The sequence below is a fragment of the Streptococcus sp. NSJ-72 genome (genome assembly GCF_014334035.1).
In the GTDB taxonomy this organism is placed as follows: Bacteria; Bacillota; Bacilli; order Lactobacillales; family Streptococcaceae; genus Streptococcus; species Streptococcus constellatus.
Genome location: NZ_CP060489.1, coordinates 1,202,163 through 1,221,150, shown reverse-complemented (window position 1 = coordinate 1,221,150; position 18,988 = coordinate 1,202,163). Strand labels below are relative to the sequence as shown.

The following is an 18,988-nucleotide window of genomic DNA, read 5'->3' as shown; positions in this document are numbered from 1 at the left end:
GACAAGCAACTAGAAAAGTACTAGACTAAAGTTAGAAATATATCATAAAATGTCACAAAAATCTGTCAAACTTCTTCGTTTTAGAAAGGATGGTTATTATGGCTAAATTAGATGGAAAAGTTGCTTTGATTACTGGAGCTGCTGTCGGTCTGGGTCAGGGCATTGCCTCAGTCTATGCCAAATATGGCGCCAAGCTCTGCCTTTTCGATCGAGACCCTCAAGTAGAAGCAACTGCTCAAGAACTTCGTGACAGCTACCAAATAGATATTATCAGCTATATCGGTGATGTCAGTCGTCTAGAAGATTTGGAAGCGGCTGTCTCTCAGACTATCCAAGCTTTTGGGCATCTTGATATTGCCTGCTGTAATGCTGGTATCTGCAAGCTGGCGCCCTTTGAAGAAATGACAGACCAGATACGGGATCAACATATTAATGTCAATATCAAGGGCGTTTGGAACACTTGTCAGGCAATCATCAAGCCCATGTTGAAACAGAGAGCAGGCGCTATCGTCATCGCATCATCTGTGACAGGCGATTTGGTTGCTGATGCTGGAGAAGCAGCTTATGCGATGACCAAGGCAGCTCTGGTCGGCTTAACCAAGGCCTTGGCAGTAGAATATGCCGATCGCAATATCCGAGTTAACTGCAGCCAGCTAGGCTATGCTCGGACACCGATGGTCGAAAAAATGGCCCTGGAATCCAACCCAGAACATCCAGAAGTTCCTATTCAAGATATTGCGGCCGCTGTCCCAATGAAAAGATTAGCTAAACCGCAAGAAGTAGGGGAACTCTTTGCCTTTTTAGGTAGTGACGAATCCTCCTATCTTACAGGATCTCAAATTGTCATTGACGGCGGTAGTACCCTACCAGAAACTATGAGCATGGGCACAAACTAGCAGCATTTAGCTCAATTCAAATAAAAAGTTTGCATACCTTAAATTATGCAAACTTTTTATTTTATAAATTATCCAATGCATTTTTTTGTTCGTCATTAACAATATGGGTGTAGAGGTCTGTAACTTGAGTACTGGCATGTCCTAGCTGATGACTGACCAAAACTTGAGATTTAGTAGCATCATAAAGTCGAGTAGCCAGCGTATGGCGGAGTTTATGAGGTGTCACTCGAACTTTGAAATCTTCAGAATACTTAGCAACCATCTTTTCTACACTAGAAGCATCAATCCGGTTAGGAACACCTCTATATTCTGTCAAAAAGAAGGCAGTATCGGATTTTTCAGCTTTATAGCGTTTGGCCCGAATCTCAAGATAGGCTTCCAAGTAGGGTTTGGCAAAAGCTGCAACATTGACAGAATCTCTTTTTCCGCCCTTACGAGTCACTTCAATGACCATCATTTTTAGGTTAAGGTCCTTCAAATCAAGATTGACCGCCTCGGATAGGCGAATACCAGATGCAAGAAGCAATGCTATAATTGCCAAATCTCGCTCTTTATTTTTGTCGAAAGAGGAGAGGGCGCGGTTAGATAAACTTTTAGGATATTCTTCATCAATATAATTCAAAAATTGTTCAGTTTCCGTGCCTAAAAAGAGCTTTTGTTTAATATTTTCAGCTCGTGCAGCTAAAGTTTCTTTCTTTTTCTTAGTGGACACTTTTTTCATAACATTACGATAAAAATAAGGCTCTCCATTCTCATTTTCCACCTCTTCAGTTAAATATTTATAAAGGCTAGAGAGAGCTGAAAGAGTGCGGTTAATAGTTGTTTGAGATACTCCATTTTGCGTGGTATTAGCATTAAGCAACGGTCGTTCCCGTAGGTAAAGGATAAATGATTCCATATCTTTTTTAGTCATATTTTCCAACACCAATAAAGGAATTTCCGCAATCTGCGATGCATCAGCAATCCCAGAATCCAACACCCAATGGAAAAATCGATTGTATTCCTTGAGGTATTCATATAAGGTCGTAAAACTATAAGGAACAGTCAATTTAGACTGATAGTATTCCAAAACGTACCAAGGCATGATTGTCTTTAGTTTTTCAATTCTTGCTAAAAGTATTTCACGTTTCATAAAGGATCTCCATTATTTTATTCTATATAAGAAGTATAGCATAGCTCTATATTTTTTTCAAGAAAATTGTAGTTTTTCGGAAAGATGTTGGGGAGATTGCATATAAAACAATCATTAATATATAAAAAATAAGCCGGTGCGCGATTTATTGAACGGCTTATTTTTTATATTTGATTATTTCCGCTTTTTCTTTGCTTTTTTCATTTTATTTGCCATGCGTTTCATAGCTTGTTTAGTTGCAAATTCACCAATTTTTCCCTTAAGTCCACCACCAAACATTTGGCTCATATCCGGCATGCCAGTGCCTCCTAAACTTGACATATCAGGCATACCACCTTGCCCCATCATACCTTCTAGAGCTGTCATATCTGGTATTCCTCCTCCGCCAGGCATGTTCTTAGGCATATTGTTGGGGTTTAGTCCCATTTGCTTCATCATCTTATTCATATCACCAGACATGACACCCTGCATGACAGATTTGGCCTGATTAAAGTCCTTGATAAACTTATTAACTTCGACAAAGCTATTACCAGAACCTGCAGCAATCCGACGGCGGCGACTTGGGTTGAGAAGATTGGGATTTTCTCGCTCAGCTGGTGTCATGGATGATACAATGGCACGTTTGCGAGCAATTTCATTTTCATCTACCTTAAAATTCTTCATGGCAGGATTATTGGCCATACCAGGAATCATCTTTAGTAGCTCCTCCATTGGACCCATATTTTGAACCTGATCTAGTTGGTCAATGAAATCATTAAAATCAAAGGTATTTTCTCGCATTTTTTCAGCCATCTCAAGTGATTTTTGCTCATCGTACTCCTGAGAGGCTTTTTCAATTAGGGTCAGCATGTCTCCCATGCCTAAAATCCGACTAGACATTCGATCTGGGTGGAAAGTTTCAATGTCTGTAATTTTTTCCCCAGTACCAGTAAACTTAATCGGTTTACCGGTAATTTGGCAGACGGATAAAGCGGCACCACCACGTGTATCGCCATCAATCTTAGTCAGAATAACCCCAGTTACTTCTAACTGAGCATTAAATTCACGAGCTACATTGGCAGCTTCTTGCCCAATCATGGCATCGACAACCAAGAGAATTTCATTTGGTTGAGCAAGTGATTTGACATCACGCAGCTCATTCATGAGTTTCTCATCGATTTGCAGACGACCAGCTGTATCAATCAGCACATAGTCATTGTGATTAGCCTTGGCTTGCTCCAGACCTTGACGAACAATCTCGACTGCTGGTACTTCTGTTCCTAACGAAAATACTGGCACATCAATTTGTTGACCAAGAGTTTTGAGCTGATCAATAGCTGCCGGACGATAAATATCAGCAGCAATCATCAAAGGTCGAGCAGCTTCTTCTTTCTTAAGTTTATTGGCTAATTTTCCTGCAAATGTAGTTTTACCAGCCCCTTGGAGACCGACCATCATGATAATGGTCGGAATTTTAGGGGATTTGATAATTTCTGCTGTATCAGAACCCAATACAGTGGTCAATTCTTCGTCAACAATCTTGATAATTTGTTGAGCAGGATTTAACGTATCAATAACTTCGTGTCCGACAGCGCGCTCGCGAACTTTTTTGATAAAGTCTTTGACAACTGGTAAAGCTACATCGGCTTCCAAGAGTGCCATACGAATTTCTTTGGTCGCTTCTTGGACATCACTCTCTGAAATTTTTCCTTTTCTTCGTAGATTTTTAAAGACGTTTTGTAAACGTTCGGTTAAACTTTCAAATGCCATAAAATGTATTTCTCCTAGTTAATGATATTGATTTGTGCGTATTTTTTTACTGACAATTCACTATTCTCGATTGTCAATACTAGATAAGGTTGCAATTTGCTTTTGCAAATAGGTATCGTCAGCATATTTCTCTATTATTTGATCGAAAATTTGACTTCTAACGATATAATCTGAATACATGTGAAGTTTCATTTCATAGTCTTCTAAAATCTTCTCAGTCCGTTTGATGTTATCATAAACAGCTTGACGGCTAACTTGAAACTCTTCAGCAATCTCAGCGAGACTATAATCATCTGCATAATAAAGTTCAATATAATTCATTTGTTTATCTGTTAGAAGTGCTGCATAAAATTCAAATAGAGCATTCATTCGATTGGTTTTTTCAATTTCCATAAGATTTATTATACCAAAAAATATAGTAAAACTCTACTAGTGAAGAGATTTACCTAACTAAAAACACTCCCACATCAGCGACAGTGTTTACATATCTTAAATTAGGTAATATAAATTAATTGTTTTCTAAATAAAATTCAAATCGTTCGCCGACATATTGACTTTTGACATATTCAAAAGCCGTTCCATTGTCAAAATAAGAAATCTGTGTCAAACCAAGAATCGCATGACCTTTAGGAATTTCCAGGTAATGCGCAATTCTTTCTTTGGCAAGACGTGCATAAATGGTTTGTTGGGATTTTCCAATTTTATAGCCGTGTTTTTGTAATGTTTGGAAAAAATGACTAGTAATTTCTTCTTTGTTAAAATTTTTAATAAATTTTTCTGGAATTGAAGCGACTTCATAAACTACAGGAATGTGATTAGCATATCGTACTCGTTCCATACGAATGACGTTTTCAGTCTTTTCGATTTCTAATTTTTCGACTTCTTCTTTACTTGGTAATGTTCGACGATAAGAAATAAGCTGACTCGAAGGTGTCTTTCCTTGGGCTTTGATAATTTCAGTAAAGCTAGTTGTGCCACGCATCTTTTCCTGAACCCGTGTACTAGCTACAAATGTACCACTTCCCATACGACGTTCCAGTACTCCTTCTTCTACTAAAAGAGTGATGGCCTGACGAAGTGTCATGCGGCTAACCTCAAATTGTTCGGCTAAATCACGCTCACTTGGCAAGCGTTGTCCGATTTTCCAAATTTCTTCGTCGATTTCTTTTTTTATTTGATCGTGAATTTTCATATAAGCTGGAAGCATAGTAACCTCTTTCAAGACGGATTTCCTCTTTTTATTGTATTATCAATTGAAATAAAAGTCAATTCTCACTCAATGAGATTGGAAAAAGTCTCTATTTTGTGTTAGAATAAACAAAGAAATTTCATTTGAGAAAGGGAAGAAATGACAATTACAACTGAATTGCACGATGTTGAAAGAATCATTGTATTGGACTATGGCAGTCAATATAATCAGCTCATCTCACGCCGTATACGCGAGATTGGTGTTTTTTCTGAACTAAAAAGTAATAAAATTACAGCTGCTGAAGTTCGTGAAATAAATCCAGTCGGAATTATCCTGTCTGGTGGGCCAAATTCTGTTTATGAAGAAGGTTCATTTGATCTTGACCCTGAAATTTTGGAATTGGGCATTCCGATTTTAGGAATTTGTTATGGAATGCAGCTTTTAACTTACAAATTAGGTGGAAAAGTTGTACCCGCAGGAAACGCTGGAAATCGTGAGTACGGTCAGTCAGAACTCATTCATACGGATTCGCAACTGTTTGCAAGCACTCCTGAACAACAAATAGTTCTTATGAGTCATGGAGACGCTGTTACAGAAATTCCTAAAGGGTTTGTACGAACCGGAACTTCTGCTGACTGTCCATTTGCAGCTATTGAAAATACCTCTAAGAAAATCTACGGCATTCAGTTCCACCCTGAAGTGCGTCATTCTGAGTTTGGCTACGATATCCTGCGCAACTTTGCTCTTGATATTTGTGGAGCCAGAGGCGACTGGTCTATGGATAATTTTATTGAAATGCAAATTAAGCAAATTCGAAAAACTGTTGGAGATAAACGCGTTCTTCTTGGTCTATCGGGTGGTGTCGATTCATCAGTTGTTGGTGTTCTCCTTCAAAAAGCTATTGGAGACCAGCTTATCTGTATTTTTGTAGATCATGGCTTACTCCGTAAGGGAGAGGCGGAGCAAGTTATGGATTCTCTTGGCGGGAAATTTGGTCTTAATATTATTAAAGCAGATGCTGCCAAGCGTTTCCTTGATAAATTAGCTGGTGTATCTGATCCAGAACAAAAGCGTAAAATCATTGGTAATGAGTTTGTTTATGTTTTTGACGATGAAGCTAGCAAGTTAAAAGATGTAAAATTCCTCGCACAAGGAACGCTTTATACTGACGTTATCGAATCTGGTACAGATACTGCTCAAACTATCAAGTCTCACCATAATGTTGGTGGTCTGCCAGAAGATATGCAGTTTGAGTTGATTGAGCCTCTCAATACACTTTATAAAGACGAAGTTCGTGCGCTTGGTACAGAACTTGGTATGCCAGATGAAATCGTTTGGCGTCAGCCATTCCCAGGTCCAGGACTTGCCATTCGTATTATGGGCGAGATTACCGAAGAAAAACTCACAACTGTTCGTGAATCTGATGCCATTCTTCGCGAAGAAATCGTGAAAGCTGGACTCGATCGTGATATTTGGCAATACTTCACTGTGAATACTGGTGTTCGTTCGGTAGGTGTCATGGGAGATGGTCGAACTTATGACTACACTATTGCAATTCGTGCTATTACTTCTATTGATGGAATGACTGCAGATTTTGCTAAAATTCCTTGGGAAGTATTGCAAAAAATCTCCGTTCGTATCGTCAATGAAGTAGATCATGTTAATCGTATTGTCTACGATATTACCAGCAAGCCACCAGCAACGGTTGAGTGGGAATAAGTTAACTTCTATATTTAAATCTCTTTTGTTGGTCTTATAAGGATTCACACCTTAGTTTAGGTGTTTATCACAACTTTTAGTTAAGTTATTCCCTGCCAATATCCCTGCTTTTAATCCCCAACGCTAATTTTTATGCGTTGGGGGTTTTATTGATTATTTCTTAATTACTTGATTACCTCTAAATTTTACTTTGCTCTCGACACCATGTTTGATAACAATATCACCTTCTATAGCTTGTGCAACACTTTCATCGTTTCTTGACCATAGGTGCGCATAATGTTTTAGTGTTATCTCTGGGCTTGAATGTCCTAATCTTCGAGAAATAACTAAGACATCAATATTATGCTCGTTGATAAGATAACTTGCGTGGCTATGTCTTAATCCTTTTGCTTGTATTTGATGTACACCGCTAATATCAGCATGTCGCTTAATAATTCTATTAATTGTTGAACGATGTAGCGGTGTTTTTGAATAACTGATGATGAACGGACCTATGTGTTGCTTTTCTTGTCGCAGCTTCCATCTAGCTAATAGTTGAATAGTTGTATTATCTAAAGAGATGATACGCTGACTACTAATAGTCTTAGTATAACTCTTTACTCTGTAATCTAACCTATCTCTCATTTCTAATGTACCGTGTATCCGCATCTTTTTATTTTCTAAGTCTATGTCCGTCCATTTTAATGCTAATCCCTCAGATACTCTAATCCCAGTCATGTAGTATAACCCAGATTGCGATAAAAGACATATGCTCATAGATGTCATCAATATAAAAGCTTGTCAATACCTTCTCAAACTCTGCCTTAGTCCAATAAGCTACTGTTGTTCGTCCTTTGGATATTGCATCCGTTTGTTTAGAAACATTTGTTTCAAGATATTGTATCTTTACCGCATAATCTAAGGTCTTTCTAAATACTCCATATATCATTGAAGCATAATTTTGCGAATATCGATTATGTGTCAAAAGATAGACTCGGAATTTTTCACAATCAGTAAGAGTGATATTCCTTAACTTTATTTTTCCAAATCTCTGAACTAACAACTTTAGAGCAGGTTGTTTAGAAAGCCATGTTCCTTGTTCTACACTTTTTCATACATCGGCGAATAATGTTCTTTCATAAATCGTTCATAGGTTATATCATAGTCACTATAATTCTTCACTTTATAGTACTCCAATTTGATTTTGGTAACTGCCTCATATGCTTCTTTAGCTGTACGGAAGGGATTACCTTTCTCTGATTTAGAGGATTTTTTCTGAATTCGTTTCCCTGTAATTCTATCTACACCCAGTTCTACACTGTAGTAGTAAAATCCAGTTTTATTGTTTTTAAATACACAATGATATTTTGTTCTACTCATTACAACTCACTCCTCAATTCTAATTCCTATCACTTTTTCTACAGCGTAGGTAGGAACAATGCCACAACGTTTATTGAGATAAAATTCATACCCATTTTCAACAAGCCAACATTTAGCTTGTCTAATAATATTTTTTGCTGTATGTTCTTTATAACCTAGTTTTATTAATACTGTGTAATCTATTGTTTTCATCAGTACGAATACTCCTTAAAATACACCTAAATCAATTGCAACTTGTTTCCATTCTATTGGTAATTCTATGCAATACATAGGAAGTCTATTTTTTTCAAAAGTCATATATTTGACGAGTCGTCGCTTGTCTTTTATCAACTTATTTTGATTGCTTAATAGCTGAAGCGCTTTGTCTATATTAGATATAGAAAATTCTTTTTTCAACATTTTCTCAAACTCATCTCTAAAGAAATAAGCTCGATACTTTTCTTTGTGCAATTTAATCACACCTATCTTATTTCTATTGCTATTGTAGCTATCTTTGATATGGAATAATCCAGCATGTGATAAAGTATATTCCACTAATCTATTATATAAATTGTTAGGGATTTCACCTCGTTTCTCTATCATCTTTTTTTCTGTTGATACTAAGAAATTACATACTTTTTCTGTATTTACATCTATATCTAGTAATTCCTTAATTAAAATTGCTGAACTATAGATTGTTGCATATAACATACCGATACGCGTTTTGAAGTTAGTTTCTGGAAGTTTTTCTAATAGTTCAGCGTATGCTGTTTTATATACTTCACCTATATATCTAACCCCCTTTTCATGATTAAATATTTTTTCCATGAATATATCACTAGCTACACCATAATGTTGTGAGCATTTTAATTTTATCTCATCAGCAACGGCTCCATTTTTAGTCCATCCGCTCTCTGATGTTAACTCCATGTATCGCATGTGTAATCCTTGATTTGAATTGAGATAATTTGCCATAGGTACTTCTGATGTTGTAGCGACTACGGTATTAAATCTAAACTGTTCTTTTAAAGTAGAATCAGAATTTAATCGTAAGCGACTTTGTCCCTGTCCTATCTGATACAATAATTCAGAGAGGGCAGTGCTTCTTGAAGCTGACAACTCATCTATTGTAGTTACAACCCCTTTATTTTCATTTAATATAGCAAGTAAAGCATTTTGCGTAGCACTAAAAGAATACATAGTGTTTGTTGGATTAGAATATATACTACTAATTAAATGAAGAGCTGTTGTCTTACCGCTCGTAGATTGACCATAGAAATTAACAATTAAACTTCCAATGTCTGGTTTATCTTCAACTGATAGATATCCCAGAATGATAGAACTGAATCCTACACATAATGCAATCTCCAAGTTACTTCCTAGTACATTATCTACTACCATCTGTTTCCATTCATGAAATGTCCCTTGTGATGATAATTTAAAGAATGCGTCATCTGCTAATAGACTTAATTCATTATCTCCGTAAATTTTATTCAGCCTAAATGTTAGCATGTTTATATGGTTTGTCTTCCACCCTATAGATGAATGAGTATTTTGCATAGGAGCAAACTTTATTTGATAATTCAAAAATTCGATTACTTTTTGAGGTGCTGATGCCAGAATAATACCGTATTTTACCAAATCGGATATTTTATTAGGTGATAAGGTACTTGCTGATATTTGCTGAGTACTTTTCTTGTCTTGAATTAAATAATTTAACTCATATTGAAAATGACCTGTGTCTATATTGAGATAGCGTTGTGATATAAAGAAGGGTGTAGATGAAATAACCTCTTTCTTTTTATCGCTCAATTTTATAATCCCTGATTTGCTAATCTCATAGTTTCCATAAGTATATTTCTTACCATCAATCAATTCATCTAAATTTGGCACTCTTTTGCTTGTAGCACTTTCTGTTAATAAAAGTTCATCAGGACAAGGATATTTATCCAGCAAATCGTTTATAGTTTTGTCTGAGCAACTAGCGTGAAGACATTTAAATCTACATCTTCCGTATTGGGTAATTGTAAAGCACGCCCCACTATCATTGTTTGAATGGTCTTTTAATGGACAGCGTTTAAATGGATATAACTTATTCCCGTATTCATCTTCCTTAGATGGATAGTACTCTAAGTTATAATACTTTAACCATTCTTCACCTTTTGCCAATATATAAGGTTTCTCATCAGTAAATTCCTTATTTTTAACTGTTGTTTTATTTGTTTGCTCAGGAAGTGAACCTTTTAATTGAGTAATTAATAAATTTAAATCTTCTTTGGTTAAACCGTCTGATACCTCATTAGGAACACAAAGTAGCTTACTTTGACGGTAGGGTCTTTCAGAAGTGTTCTCTCCCTTACAGTTTAGTGTTCCATATAGGCGAGTAATGCGACTAGGGTTATATACTGTAACATCAATTTTAGACTGTTTGTTTGAGAATTTTTTATTCAGTAAGTTTAAAATTAATTTTAGTCTATCTTTAGTAGTAACTGGAGAGAGAAAGTTTAATGGGATTAATAAGTGAATACCATTTCCTGAATCTGCAATAATTATATGCTGTATAGCGATTCCATTAGCTTTGAACCATTGTAGAATATTATTAGCTATAGTAACAGCAGATTGCTTTTCTTCCTTTGTAGCACAAGTACCACTCGGACGCTCAGGGTCAATATCTATTAACATAAAACGGTACGCAGAAATATCACTATCTTTAGTTGCTATATTTCCTGTCTTGCAATCATCGTTAATTTCATTAAATGTGGTATAGTAAGCATAATTTGTATCAGTTGACACATTCGTAGGCACATTAAGCTCATGAATTTGGCACACTTGATTTTTAGGCGTTTTTTTACCTAATAAGCGCAAATTAATTTTTTGAATACCATAACTGCTTAATACTCCTAATGTTCGTTCTACTTCTGAAACAATCATATCATTGGAAATTTCAGTTTGACACACTTGACACACTGAATCGTTGATAAAATTACTAGTCATTATTAGATACCATCCTTTTTTTAAAAAATATAGTTTCTCTTGCGCAGGAGATGTTATTATTATATGATGTATCTTCTATAAAAAAATCCCCAACACAAAATGGAGTTGGGGTTGACACTTGTTGAATTTTATGTTAAAGGAAAAAAGGTTTTAATTTACAAGATATGTTTTTATCTGCAAAAGTAGTGGCAATATCTTCGTCTATATAGCGGTACATTTTTTCTAAAGATTGAATCTTTTGATATTCAATTAAATCATTGAGACCAGCTCTTCTTGATGACTCAAGAGCTTTACATAAAGATTTTTTACCAGACGAGATATCCTCTCCTTGAATTGTTGTGTCTATTATTTTCTGGTAGTATTCGGCTGAAATTTGAAACACAAATAAACTTAATATTAATTCCTCAGTTTGTCTTCTCTCTTCTGGTGTCATATCTTTTAAGTAAGTAAATAATTTGTTTTCCTCTAATATTATTTTATCATCATCATCAATCAAGAAGTTATCTGCATAAATACTATTATAGAACTTAGAGGTGAATTTTAGATTGTTGCTCTCAATCACTTGATGGTAAAATTTTTGCTTTTCTATGTATCTATTTTGAAGGGAGTCAAAATATTCTTGAGATGTTTCGCTTAATTCCAATTCATCAAGACCAAAAATAAGCATATTTAATAAAAAATCGTCTTTTATTAAACTATCCCAACCTTGTTCTTCGAAACGTTGTTTTTCATATGTAAAGGTACGATTAAATATCAAATAAAAATCATTCAATAGATTATTTAGGTTATAGAATGAAATAAGGAAAAATAAAAGATAAACGACCGGTTTACTAGAAATTTCTATATTATCTATTCTGTTTCCATTAAACTTCATATATTTGTCTATGCTTCGCAAACTATTCAAAGAATCAGGGAAATCAACCTCCTCAATTATATCTCCAAAAATATTTGAATAGTATTTTGGAAATTCTTGAGAATGCTTTAATATGATTATACAGGCAAGCAACCTACGATAAAAATATTTCCCTGTGTAATTATCAAATATACCTACTCGTACTTTTCTTCCTTGTACTTCTCTAGAATTATTCTCCTTATATGTTTGATATTCGTTTACATAAAAAATATTTTCTTTTATGTCTCTTATAGTTATATTTTCATTATTGTTCACCATCTAGCTTACTCCTTTTTTACTAATATTATACCACTTTCTCCTTACTTGACTAGCCAATGGATGAAAACATAACTTTTGATTTTTGTCTGTTAAATATGTTATGTTTTCATTTAATTGATTATTTACAAGCAAAAGATACAGTTCATTAAGTCGGTGTGCCACTTGTTTATTTTTTAGAGGTAATGAACCATAAGCAAATATTATTTTAGATGATTTTTTCACGCATTCCAATATGTGTTCGTCGTTATCTACATTGGTAGCTTTCAAATAGTTTTTCTTATCAATGGTATACTTAGAAAATAAGTTAACACTATAGAAACCACCATATCCTAACTTATAGACATTTTGAGTAATCAACATCATAGTCATATCGTCTCCTACTAAATTGCTAGAACTAGGATATAAAGTTAGAACCGTAACCATAGGTTTATTATTCCATTGTTTGCTAAGAACGTATCGATGTTGTTTATTGCTAGACTCTATAATTTCTACTTTAATACTAACATTTGACTGTTTTTTTGCCATTATGTGCCTGCCTTTTCCTCATTTCTATTTTGCTGTAATTCATTTAAACATGAAGTTACTACCAATATAATAATATCCAGTGTTAATTGTCTCCAAAACATACTTTACCTCTTTCTAATCTAGAATATATACTTGTAGTTTATTTTCAACCAATAATCCAGTTATAATCGGAGTATCAGTTTTAATATTAGCTATGATATATACAATCAAATCATTATAAGCATAGTAATATACTCTTACTCTGTCATCTATCAATAATTCATCACAGTTGATGGGTAACAGACTTCTGTCCAACTCAGACACAAATAGTTCATAGCTTTCGCTGATTATCTGTGAATAATCAATAGGACATTCTAAGTATTGCAATATCTCTTTAACTTTTTCTATATGTTTCAAATTTAGTGCTCTCTCCTATATTTTTAACAGTAAATAAAAAAAGACACAGCACCTTTTCAAAAGAGTACTGTGTCTTTTATTGTTAGAATTGTGTTCTACTATTTTTGATTAATAAAATCGAAGAATATACTCCAATCTTTCGGTAATTGCTCTCCATATTTCTCTTTTCTATAGTATAGATAGTTCGCCTTACGTCCAATTAAGAAACAAAAAATTAGAGCAACCAGCACTCCAACAAGGGGAAAGAAATAAATGACAAAAACTATTAACGCTAGTTGCCACATACCTTTTGTAAGTAACCAAATTGGTGTGAACAAAAATGCCAACCAATTAAACTTCCCTTGATATTCTTCATTACTTCTTTCTATAGCAGAAAATTCGTTTTGATAATATTCTGAATATGACTTATATGAAGAGTCTGAAGTCGTATATTTAGAAGATTCTCTATTTCTTGCTTTACCACTAACCCTTACGCCGCATGATGTACAAACCTCTTGCTCAGCTGTAGTTGTAGCTCCGCAATTTTGACAATAATTATGTCCGTTTAACGGATTAATACCACAAGATGTGCATATTTCGGCTTTTTCATTAACTTTACTTCCACAACCTTTACAGAACGCTTTTGCATCATTACTGTCGGCATTACGTGATACATTTTTTTCAAGATTAACTCCACACGCAACACAAACAACTTGTTCTGGATTTGTGTTTACTCCACAATTATAACAATACGCATTTCCGGTTTGTGGATTTACCCCACAGTTTAAACAAAATTCAGCATTTTGATTTACTTCTTTTCCGCATGTTTTACAAAACATATATAACATCCTCCATTTACTTACTACTACTTTTTTCTTGTACTACTCTATTAATATGCCTAACAGAATACCCGTATTTTTTTGCAATATCTCTTGAATTATTTCCATTAAATTCGGAATAAACTATTCTTTGTAATCCCTCCTTTGATAACAATCTCATGGGAAAATTAATATAAGCTCCTTTATAATGAGTGTATAACAGAATAGTATTTTCTTTTCCTATCAATGAAGCCAACTCCATATAAATTTTATTCCAATCACTAGGGTGTGTTTGTTCTAATGCCATTTTTAAATAATCCCCCCTACAATAAATTTAACTACCCTTTCTAAGACAAATCAACTGCTAAATGACCTAGACAAAATCAACAAAAAGACCATTGATTGCAATTAAGAACTACTCTTTATCTAATTCTTTTCTGAATAATATACACTGTCTGTCTTGATATACCATTTTCCTTAGCTATTTGGGTAACAGGAATTTGTTCATCAAGCATTCGTTTAACATTTTGGTAGATTAACTTATCTTTAGCATTTTTAGCATGTTCATGATACTGCATAGGGCGCCCCTTATAAACACCGCGTTGTTTAGCTAATTGGATACCTTGACGCTGCCTTTCTAAAATTTTTTCACGTTCGTTTTGTGCTATGTAGCCTAATAAGGATAGAAACATGTCAAACATAGCTGTATCTAGTGTATTGTTTCCTGTATTGAAATTTAAAAAAGGCGCATCAATTATAGTTAACTTGATACGCCTTTGTTGTAATTGTCTGACAATTTCTTTTATATCTTGATAATCTCTACCTAATCTATCAAGAGAAGCTACTATAATTTCATCCCCCTCCCTTGCAAATTTCAATAGATTTTTTAATTCTTTACGGTTCATATCTTTACCGCTGACTTTTTCACTGAATATCTTGTCAGCGCGCTCTTTCTTCATCATTTCAATCTGTCTAGCTAGATTTTGGTCTTTAGTTGATGCTCTGATATATCCTATTTTCATTGGTTGTCCCCTTTTTTGTCATGTATTTTTTATAACTCAGATGAATAACTTATCTCACTTGTTATTGTCAATTATGGATACACCCAATTTTGACATAATCCTGCCGTTTTCCCTGCCTTTTATAACAATATATTCGCCCTTAATATTGATTTTACTAGGTATTGTGTGAATCATTTAAATATCGAGTGGGAATAGAAACAGAAAAGCTAAACTTCTTATTTCTTAAAGTTTAGCTTTTTTAATTTGTTACTTTATTTTCCCCACAAAAATTGAATCAGTATTTTATCTACTTCTGGGTTTTCGTGTAATTTGCTATGCTGAGCCAAAGCGCCGGTAATCTTCTTTTCTTGATATGATTTGGCATTATCCGCTACGAGATATTTTAAAGCACGAGATGCTGCATTTAAAACAGAGCCATCTGACCCGTTTTTGTAATCCCCGTAGATATTCAAAACATCAATTTGTTTTTGAGGAAAAATTTCGCGTAAACCTAATAATTTTTGAAAAATCGCACTTGTTTGATTTGGCTTACCAGTTTTTTCATCAACTTTTAAATCAGAAGAAACTCCCATCACCTGTAAACCAGCTGCGAAATTTGCGATATTGACTTGCTTTTGTAACTGTGGCAAACTTTCATCTTGTCCATATTCTAAAAGGTAATAGAGAATGGACATATTTCCAAGAGAATGACCAACCATATTCATTTTCTTAAAGCCATAGGTTTGCTGCAGTTTAGTAACCACTGCTTTTGCATATTGGCTGACCTTATTTGGATTGCGGTTATCCTCATAGTTCACTTCTACGATCGGATTAATAGCTCCTTTAGGGATTTTTCCTTTCAAAGTCACTTGACCGTTTCTATCTACATTTGCGCGAATGATAGTATTGGTCACTCCAGCTTTCTTAGCAGCATTTGTCATGTGTCGTTCGGCATTAGCGCTGCTTCCATAACCATGAAAGAAAAGCGTTGGTGTAGTCGATTGTATATACTTTTGTTTATTTAGTTTTCCTTCAGCATTGACACGATAAAAAAATACAGTAGATATAGCGATTAAAATCGTTAAAATCCCTGTAATTAGAACTATTTTCTTCATCATTCCACCGTCTCTTTCTATAAGATATTTATTTAAGTATAGCATGGAACAATATAAATAACAATTTATCTGATTGAAAAAACTTAGTAGCCTCAGACCACTAAGTTTAGTACATTAAAACCAATTCATCACTTTCATGATATACATATTCATCCGAACTTGACGAGAGTAATAGAAATTTCCTCCATTGATATAGAGTTTAGAACCATGTAAGAGTGCAATGGGATGATAATAAGAATATGTCTTTCCAGTCACGTTTCCTAAACTTGGTGCAACAATATTTTTGGAATATTTTTTTGCCAAATCAAGGGTATTTTCGCCACCGTGTTTTGCAATGTAATCAATGTAAGCTCGACCAAAGTTATAGGCTTGTACAGCGGTCCAAACATCTACTTTCTTTTCTTGAGCTACATTTAAATTAGTGGATAACGTTTGAACACCTTGGCGAATGCTTTCTTTATTATCTAAAATAGAGTTTTTCTGACCTGTCGCACTCTCGCTAGATTGCATGACATCAGAAACCTTTCCTTTTGTTTCAGTATAAATCATAGCAAGGACAAGTTCTTCATTGGCTGCAGTATCTTGCTCGTCTAGCACTTCTCTCACTAAGCTACGGTAGTTCATCACTTGCTTGACATCATGATGAACTTGGATAAACTTATAACAGACAAGGATTAAAAGGATAAAAAAAATCAGTTTTCTAAAAATTTTAAACATTATTTGCTTTGGATATTTTCTATGTTTTTGATGAGGATGGAATAGGTTCCATTCTCGTTTTGTATGAATTCTACAGATTCTGCATCTTGATAGATGTTATTGGGGACAATGAGTTCAATTCCATTTGAAAGGGAGAGTTTTTGATTTTCAAATTTTTTCTTCTGACGGCTACTATCAATTTCATCGAATTTAATAGTTTCTGGAATGACTTCCTTAACTTGATCAATGAAAGTCAAGCGAGCTGTAAGATTGTTATCAAATAGTTCATCGGCTAGTTTTTCTGGCGACAATTCATCGTTTTCTTCTAAGTTTTTGAAAATAGATGATTTAACCTTGGATTGAAATTGAAAATCATCCTGTTTAAAACTTTCTGCGACTTTTTGAGCAGTTTTTTCTAAGGCTTTAATAGATTTTTTAGGCGAAGTTTTAGGATTGACTTGTAATAGATTATCAGAAAAATAATTGAGAAAAGCACCATTGTATTTAATCCGTTTTTCAATCAAATGGTATTTACGCAATTGAAGATTGATGACCAAGGCTTCATCAGCGCCTGTACCAAATCCCGGCAAGTTGTTCTGGGTAATCTTGATAGGATTATCTACTTCTCCACCTAAGTGGGTGAGGGTTTCCCGCAGAGCAATGCGCAAAAAAGCAAGATGCTCTACTCCTTCCTTGTCAAATTGAACAAAAATCAAATCATTGGTTTTCTGATTTTCGCTTACCAAAAATTCCTCTTTCCAGAGATTGGCAATCGTTATAGAAGTTTCTAAAAGGTCTTTTGTAATATGTGATAAAAAGACACTATCTTCGGTAAAAATACCCGTTTTGGCTTCATCCGAATAGACATGTTCAATCTTCTTACGGAGATATTCCTCAATTTTAGGAGTAATATTGAGATATTTATCTGCTAAAAGAAGGTCGGTGTCTGACGGACTAAACTGATGAATAATAGCTTTTTTTACGTAAATATCCATTTCAGTCCTCATATAGTGGAAAAGCATCGGTCAATTCTTTGACTTCTGCACGAACTTGCTCTAAAACAGCTTTGTTATTTGCGTTCTCTAAAGTTTTGATGATTAATTCTGCTACTTTAATACTTTCTATTTTGCCAAAACCACGAGCAGTAATAGCTGCAGTTCCAATTCGAATTCCACTTGTTTTAAATGGCGATAAAGTTTCATAAGGAATAGAGTTTTTATTGAGAGTGATATAGACATCATCCAATAGATCTTGAGCAATTTTCCCATTTTCAACCACTTTGGTCACATCTACAAGAAAAAGATGATTCTCCGTACCACCTGAAATGACACGAAAATTAGCATGTTGCTGGAATACTTGAACCATTGCCTTAGCATTATCCAAAATCCGCTGAGCATAAACTTTAAAATCTGGATCCAATACTTCTTTGAAAGCAGCTGCTTTAGCTGCCACAACATGCTCTAGTGGTCCTCCTTGAATGCCTGGGAAGATTGCAGAATTGACCTTTTTCGCCAATTCTTCATCATTGGTTAAAATGAGACCGCCGCGAGGGCCTCGAAGGGTTTTATGAGTGGTAGTTGTCGTAATATGTGCGTAAGGCACTGGGCTTGGATGCAAACCAGCAGCAACTAAACCAGCAATATGAGCCATATCTACCATCAGTTTTGCTCCGACAGTATCTGCAATTTCACGAAATTTTGCAAAATCAATAATATGTGAATAGGCAGAAGCTCCTGCAACAATCAATTTGGGTCTGACTTCTTTAGCTTGTGCCAAAATAGCCTCAAAATCTAATAGTTCAGTTTCAGGATTGACATTATAAGGCACAAAGTTGTAGGTTTTCCCGGAAAAGCTAACAGCTGCGCCATGTGTCAAATGTCCGCCTGCTGCCAGATCCATTCCCATTACTGTGTCACCAGGCGCGATTAAGGCCATATAAGCCGCACAATTTGCTTGACTACCTGAGTGAGGTTGGACATTGGCGAATTGTGCTCCAAATATTTTCTTGGCACGTTCAATCGCTAACGTTTCAATCACATCTACAACATTTGTACCACCATAATAACGATGACCTGGATAACCTTCTGCATATTTGTTGGTTAAAATAGAGCCTTGTGCTGCCATAACCGCTTTTGAAACAACATTTTCTGAAGCTATTAATTCAATATTGTTTTGCTGACGTTTTTCTTCTGTAGTAATAGCTTCCCAGAGCTCACCGTCATATTCTTTATAGTCTTTATGGTCAAAAATCATAAGAGTCTCCCTTCGAT

Annotated in this window: 18 protein-coding genes and 1 pseudogene; 2 read left to right on the top strand and 17 right to left on the bottom strand. The window is 34.9% G+C overall.

Annotation, left to right across the window (positions count from 1 at the left end):
* Positions 1–98 precede the first annotated feature (98 nt).
* Positions 99–896 (top strand): SDR family oxidoreductase UcpA, encoded by a 798-nt coding sequence (gene ucpA, locus H8787_RS05955; protein ID WP_187327673.1) that lies wholly within the window; start codon positions 99–101, stop codon positions 894–896.
* 61 nt (positions 897–957) lie between these two features.
* Here ucpA and xerS read toward each other — a convergent pair whose 3' ends face one another.
* The 4 genes from xerS to H8787_RS05935 form a co-directional block, all read right to left on the bottom strand.
* Positions 958–2,028 (bottom strand): tyrosine recombinase XerS, encoded by a 1,071-nt coding sequence (gene xerS / locus H8787_RS05950; protein ID WP_187327672.1) that lies wholly within the window; start codon positions 2,026–2,028, stop codon positions 958–960.
* A 174-nt stretch (positions 2,029–2,202) separates the two neighbouring features.
* A complete protein-coding gene (gene ffh / locus H8787_RS05945) occupies positions 2,203–3,777 on the bottom strand; it encodes a signal recognition particle protein (protein ID WP_187327671.1) in 1,575 nt (524 codons plus the stop codon).
* Positions 3,778–3,837: 60 nt separating this feature from the next.
* The gene (locus H8787_RS05940) at positions 3,838–4,170 is read right to left on the bottom strand and encodes a putative DNA-binding protein (RefSeq protein WP_003069097.1); all 333 of its coding nucleotides are present in this window, start codon (positions 4,168–4,170) and stop codon (positions 3,838–3,840) included.
* Positions 4,171–4,285: 115 nt separating this feature from the next.
* Positions 4,286–4,984: a GntR family transcriptional regulator gene (locus H8787_RS05935; RefSeq protein ID WP_020997788.1), complete on the bottom strand. Its 699-nt coding sequence runs from the start codon at positions 4,982–4,984 to the stop codon at positions 4,286–4,288.
* A 141-nt stretch (positions 4,985–5,125) separates the two neighbouring features.
* On the opposite strand from H8787_RS05935, the gene guaA reads away from it, so the two are divergent.
* Positions 5,126–6,685 (top strand): glutamine-hydrolyzing GMP synthase, encoded by a 1,560-nt coding sequence (gene guaA / locus H8787_RS05930; RefSeq protein ID WP_187327670.1) that lies wholly within the window; start codon positions 5,126–5,128, stop codon positions 6,683–6,685.
* A 153-nt stretch (positions 6,686–6,838) separates the two neighbouring features.
* On the opposite strand, the pseudogene H8787_RS05925 reads toward guaA, so the two are convergent.
* The 13 genes and pseudogenes from H8787_RS05925 to glyA all read right to left on the bottom strand — a co-directional run bounded on the left by H8787_RS05925 (position 6,839) and on the right by glyA (position 18,971).
* Positions 6,839–8,044 (bottom strand): annotated as a pseudogene (locus H8787_RS05925) (tyrosine-type recombinase/integrase).
* A gap of 6 nt (positions 8,045–8,050) precedes the next feature.
* Entirely contained in the window at positions 8,051–8,236 is a 186-nt protein-coding gene (locus H8787_RS05920; RefSeq protein WP_049508554.1) for a DUF3173 family protein, read from the bottom strand.
* 15 nt (positions 8,237–8,251) lie between these two features.
* On the bottom strand, positions 8,252–11,017 hold the full coding sequence (locus tag H8787_RS05915; RefSeq protein WP_187327669.1) for a DUF927 domain-containing protein: 2,766 nt from the start codon (positions 11,015–11,017) through the stop codon (positions 8,252–8,254).
* A 133-nt stretch (positions 11,018–11,150) separates the two neighbouring features.
* Positions 11,151–12,188, bottom strand: coding sequence for a hypothetical protein (locus H8787_RS05910; protein ID WP_187327668.1), 1,038 nt, complete (start codon positions 12,186–12,188; stop codon positions 11,151–11,153).
* A complete protein-coding gene (locus H8787_RS05905) occupies positions 12,189–12,713 on the bottom strand; it encodes a DUF1643 domain-containing protein (protein ID WP_049508559.1) in 525 nt (174 codons plus the stop codon).
* A gap of 114 nt (positions 12,714–12,827) precedes the next feature.
* Positions 12,828–13,109 (bottom strand): hypothetical protein, encoded by a 282-nt coding sequence (locus H8787_RS05900; RefSeq protein WP_187327667.1) that lies wholly within the window; start codon positions 13,107–13,109, stop codon positions 12,828–12,830.
* Between the two features lie 98 nt (positions 13,110–13,207).
* On the bottom strand, positions 13,208–13,927 hold the full coding sequence (locus tag H8787_RS05895) for a DUF2628 domain-containing protein (protein ID WP_049508562.1): 720 nt from the start codon (positions 13,925–13,927) through the stop codon (positions 13,208–13,210).
* Positions 13,928–13,943: 16 nt separating this feature from the next.
* Positions 13,944–14,213: a Mor transcription activator family protein gene (locus H8787_RS05890; protein WP_018543484.1), complete on the bottom strand. Its 270-nt coding sequence runs from the start codon at positions 14,211–14,213 to the stop codon at positions 13,944–13,946.
* 115 nt (positions 14,214–14,328) lie between these two features.
* Entirely contained in the window at positions 14,329–14,928 is a 600-nt protein-coding gene (locus H8787_RS05885) for a recombinase family protein (protein WP_049508564.1), read from the bottom strand.
* A 251-nt stretch (positions 14,929–15,179) separates the two neighbouring features.
* Complete coding sequence (locus H8787_RS05880; protein WP_037597025.1) at positions 15,180–16,025, bottom strand: alpha/beta hydrolase; 846 nt, start codon at positions 16,023–16,025, stop codon at positions 15,180–15,182.
* Positions 16,026–16,136: 111 nt separating this feature from the next.
* Positions 16,137–16,739, bottom strand: coding sequence for a lysozyme family protein (locus H8787_RS05875; protein ID WP_187327666.1), 603 nt, complete (start codon positions 16,737–16,739; stop codon positions 16,137–16,139).
* Positions 16,739–17,713 (bottom strand): nucleoid-associated protein, encoded by a 975-nt coding sequence (locus tag H8787_RS05870; protein WP_187327665.1) that lies wholly within the window; start codon positions 17,711–17,713, stop codon positions 16,739–16,741. The genes H8787_RS05875 and H8787_RS05870 overlap by 1 nt, the downstream gene beginning before the upstream one ends.
* Position 17,714: 1 nt before the next feature.
* Positions 17,715–18,971, bottom strand: coding sequence for a serine hydroxymethyltransferase (gene glyA, locus H8787_RS05865; RefSeq protein ID WP_187327664.1), 1,257 nt, complete (start codon positions 18,969–18,971; stop codon positions 17,715–17,717).
* Positions 18,972–18,988: the final 17 nt, after the last annotated feature.

Bases quoted from the DNA above. Each gene is read 5' to 3' on its own strand.
- guaA (WP_187327670.1), top strand. From the start codon at position 5,126: ATGACAATTACAACTGAATTGCACGATGTTGAAAGAATCATTGTATTG.
- H8787_RS05935 (WP_020997788.1), bottom strand. From the start codon at position 4,984: ATGCTTCCAGCTTATATGAAAATTCACGATCAAATAAAAAAAGAAATC.
- H8787_RS05890 (WP_018543484.1), bottom strand. From the start codon at position 14,213: ATGGCATTAGAACAAACACACCCTAGTGATTGGAATAAAATTTATATG.
- H8787_RS05910 (WP_187327668.1), bottom strand. From the start codon at position 12,188: ATGGTGAACAATAATGAAAATATAACTATAAGAGACATAAAAGAAAAT.
- H8787_RS05920 (WP_049508554.1), bottom strand. From the start codon at position 8,236: ATGAAAACAATAGATTACACAGTATTAATAAAACTAGGTTATAAAGAA.
- xerS (WP_187327672.1), bottom strand. From the start codon at position 2,028: ATGAAACGTGAAATACTTTTAGCAAGAATTGAAAAACTAAAGACAATC.
- H8787_RS05875 (WP_187327666.1), bottom strand. From the start codon at position 16,739: ATGTTTAAAATTTTTAGAAAACTGATTTTTTTTATCCTTTTAATCCTT.
- H8787_RS05940 (WP_003069097.1), bottom strand. From the start codon at position 4,170: ATGGAAATTGAAAAAACCAATCGAATGAATGCTCTATTTGAATTTTAT.
- H8787_RS05870 (WP_187327665.1), bottom strand. From the start codon at position 17,713: ATGGATATTTACGTAAAAAAAGCTATTATTCATCAGTTTAGTCCGTCA.
- glyA (WP_187327664.1), bottom strand. From the start codon at position 18,971: ATGATTTTTGACCATAAAGACTATAAAGAATATGACGGTGAGCTCTGG.
- H8787_RS05915 (WP_187327669.1), bottom strand. From the start codon at position 11,017: ATGACTAGTAATTTTATCAACGATTCAGTGTGTCAAGTGTGTCAAACT.
- ucpA (WP_187327673.1), top strand. From the start codon at position 99: ATGGCTAAATTAGATGGAAAAGTTGCTTTGATTACTGGAGCTGCTGTC.
- H8787_RS05905 (WP_049508559.1), bottom strand. From the start codon at position 12,713: ATGGCAAAAAAACAGTCAAATGTTAGTATTAAAGTAGAAATTATAGAG.
- H8787_RS05895 (WP_049508562.1), bottom strand. From the start codon at position 13,927: ATGTTTTGTAAAACATGCGGAAAAGAAGTAAATCAAAATGCTGAATTT.
- H8787_RS05885 (WP_049508564.1), bottom strand. From the start codon at position 14,928: ATGAAAATAGGATATATCAGAGCATCAACTAAAGACCAAAATCTAGCT.
- ffh (WP_187327671.1), bottom strand. From the start codon at position 3,777: ATGGCATTTGAAAGTTTAACCGAACGTTTACAAAACGTCTTTAAAAAT.
- H8787_RS05880 (WP_037597025.1), bottom strand. From the start codon at position 16,025: ATGATGAAGAAAATAGTTCTAATTACAGGGATTTTAACGATTTTAATC.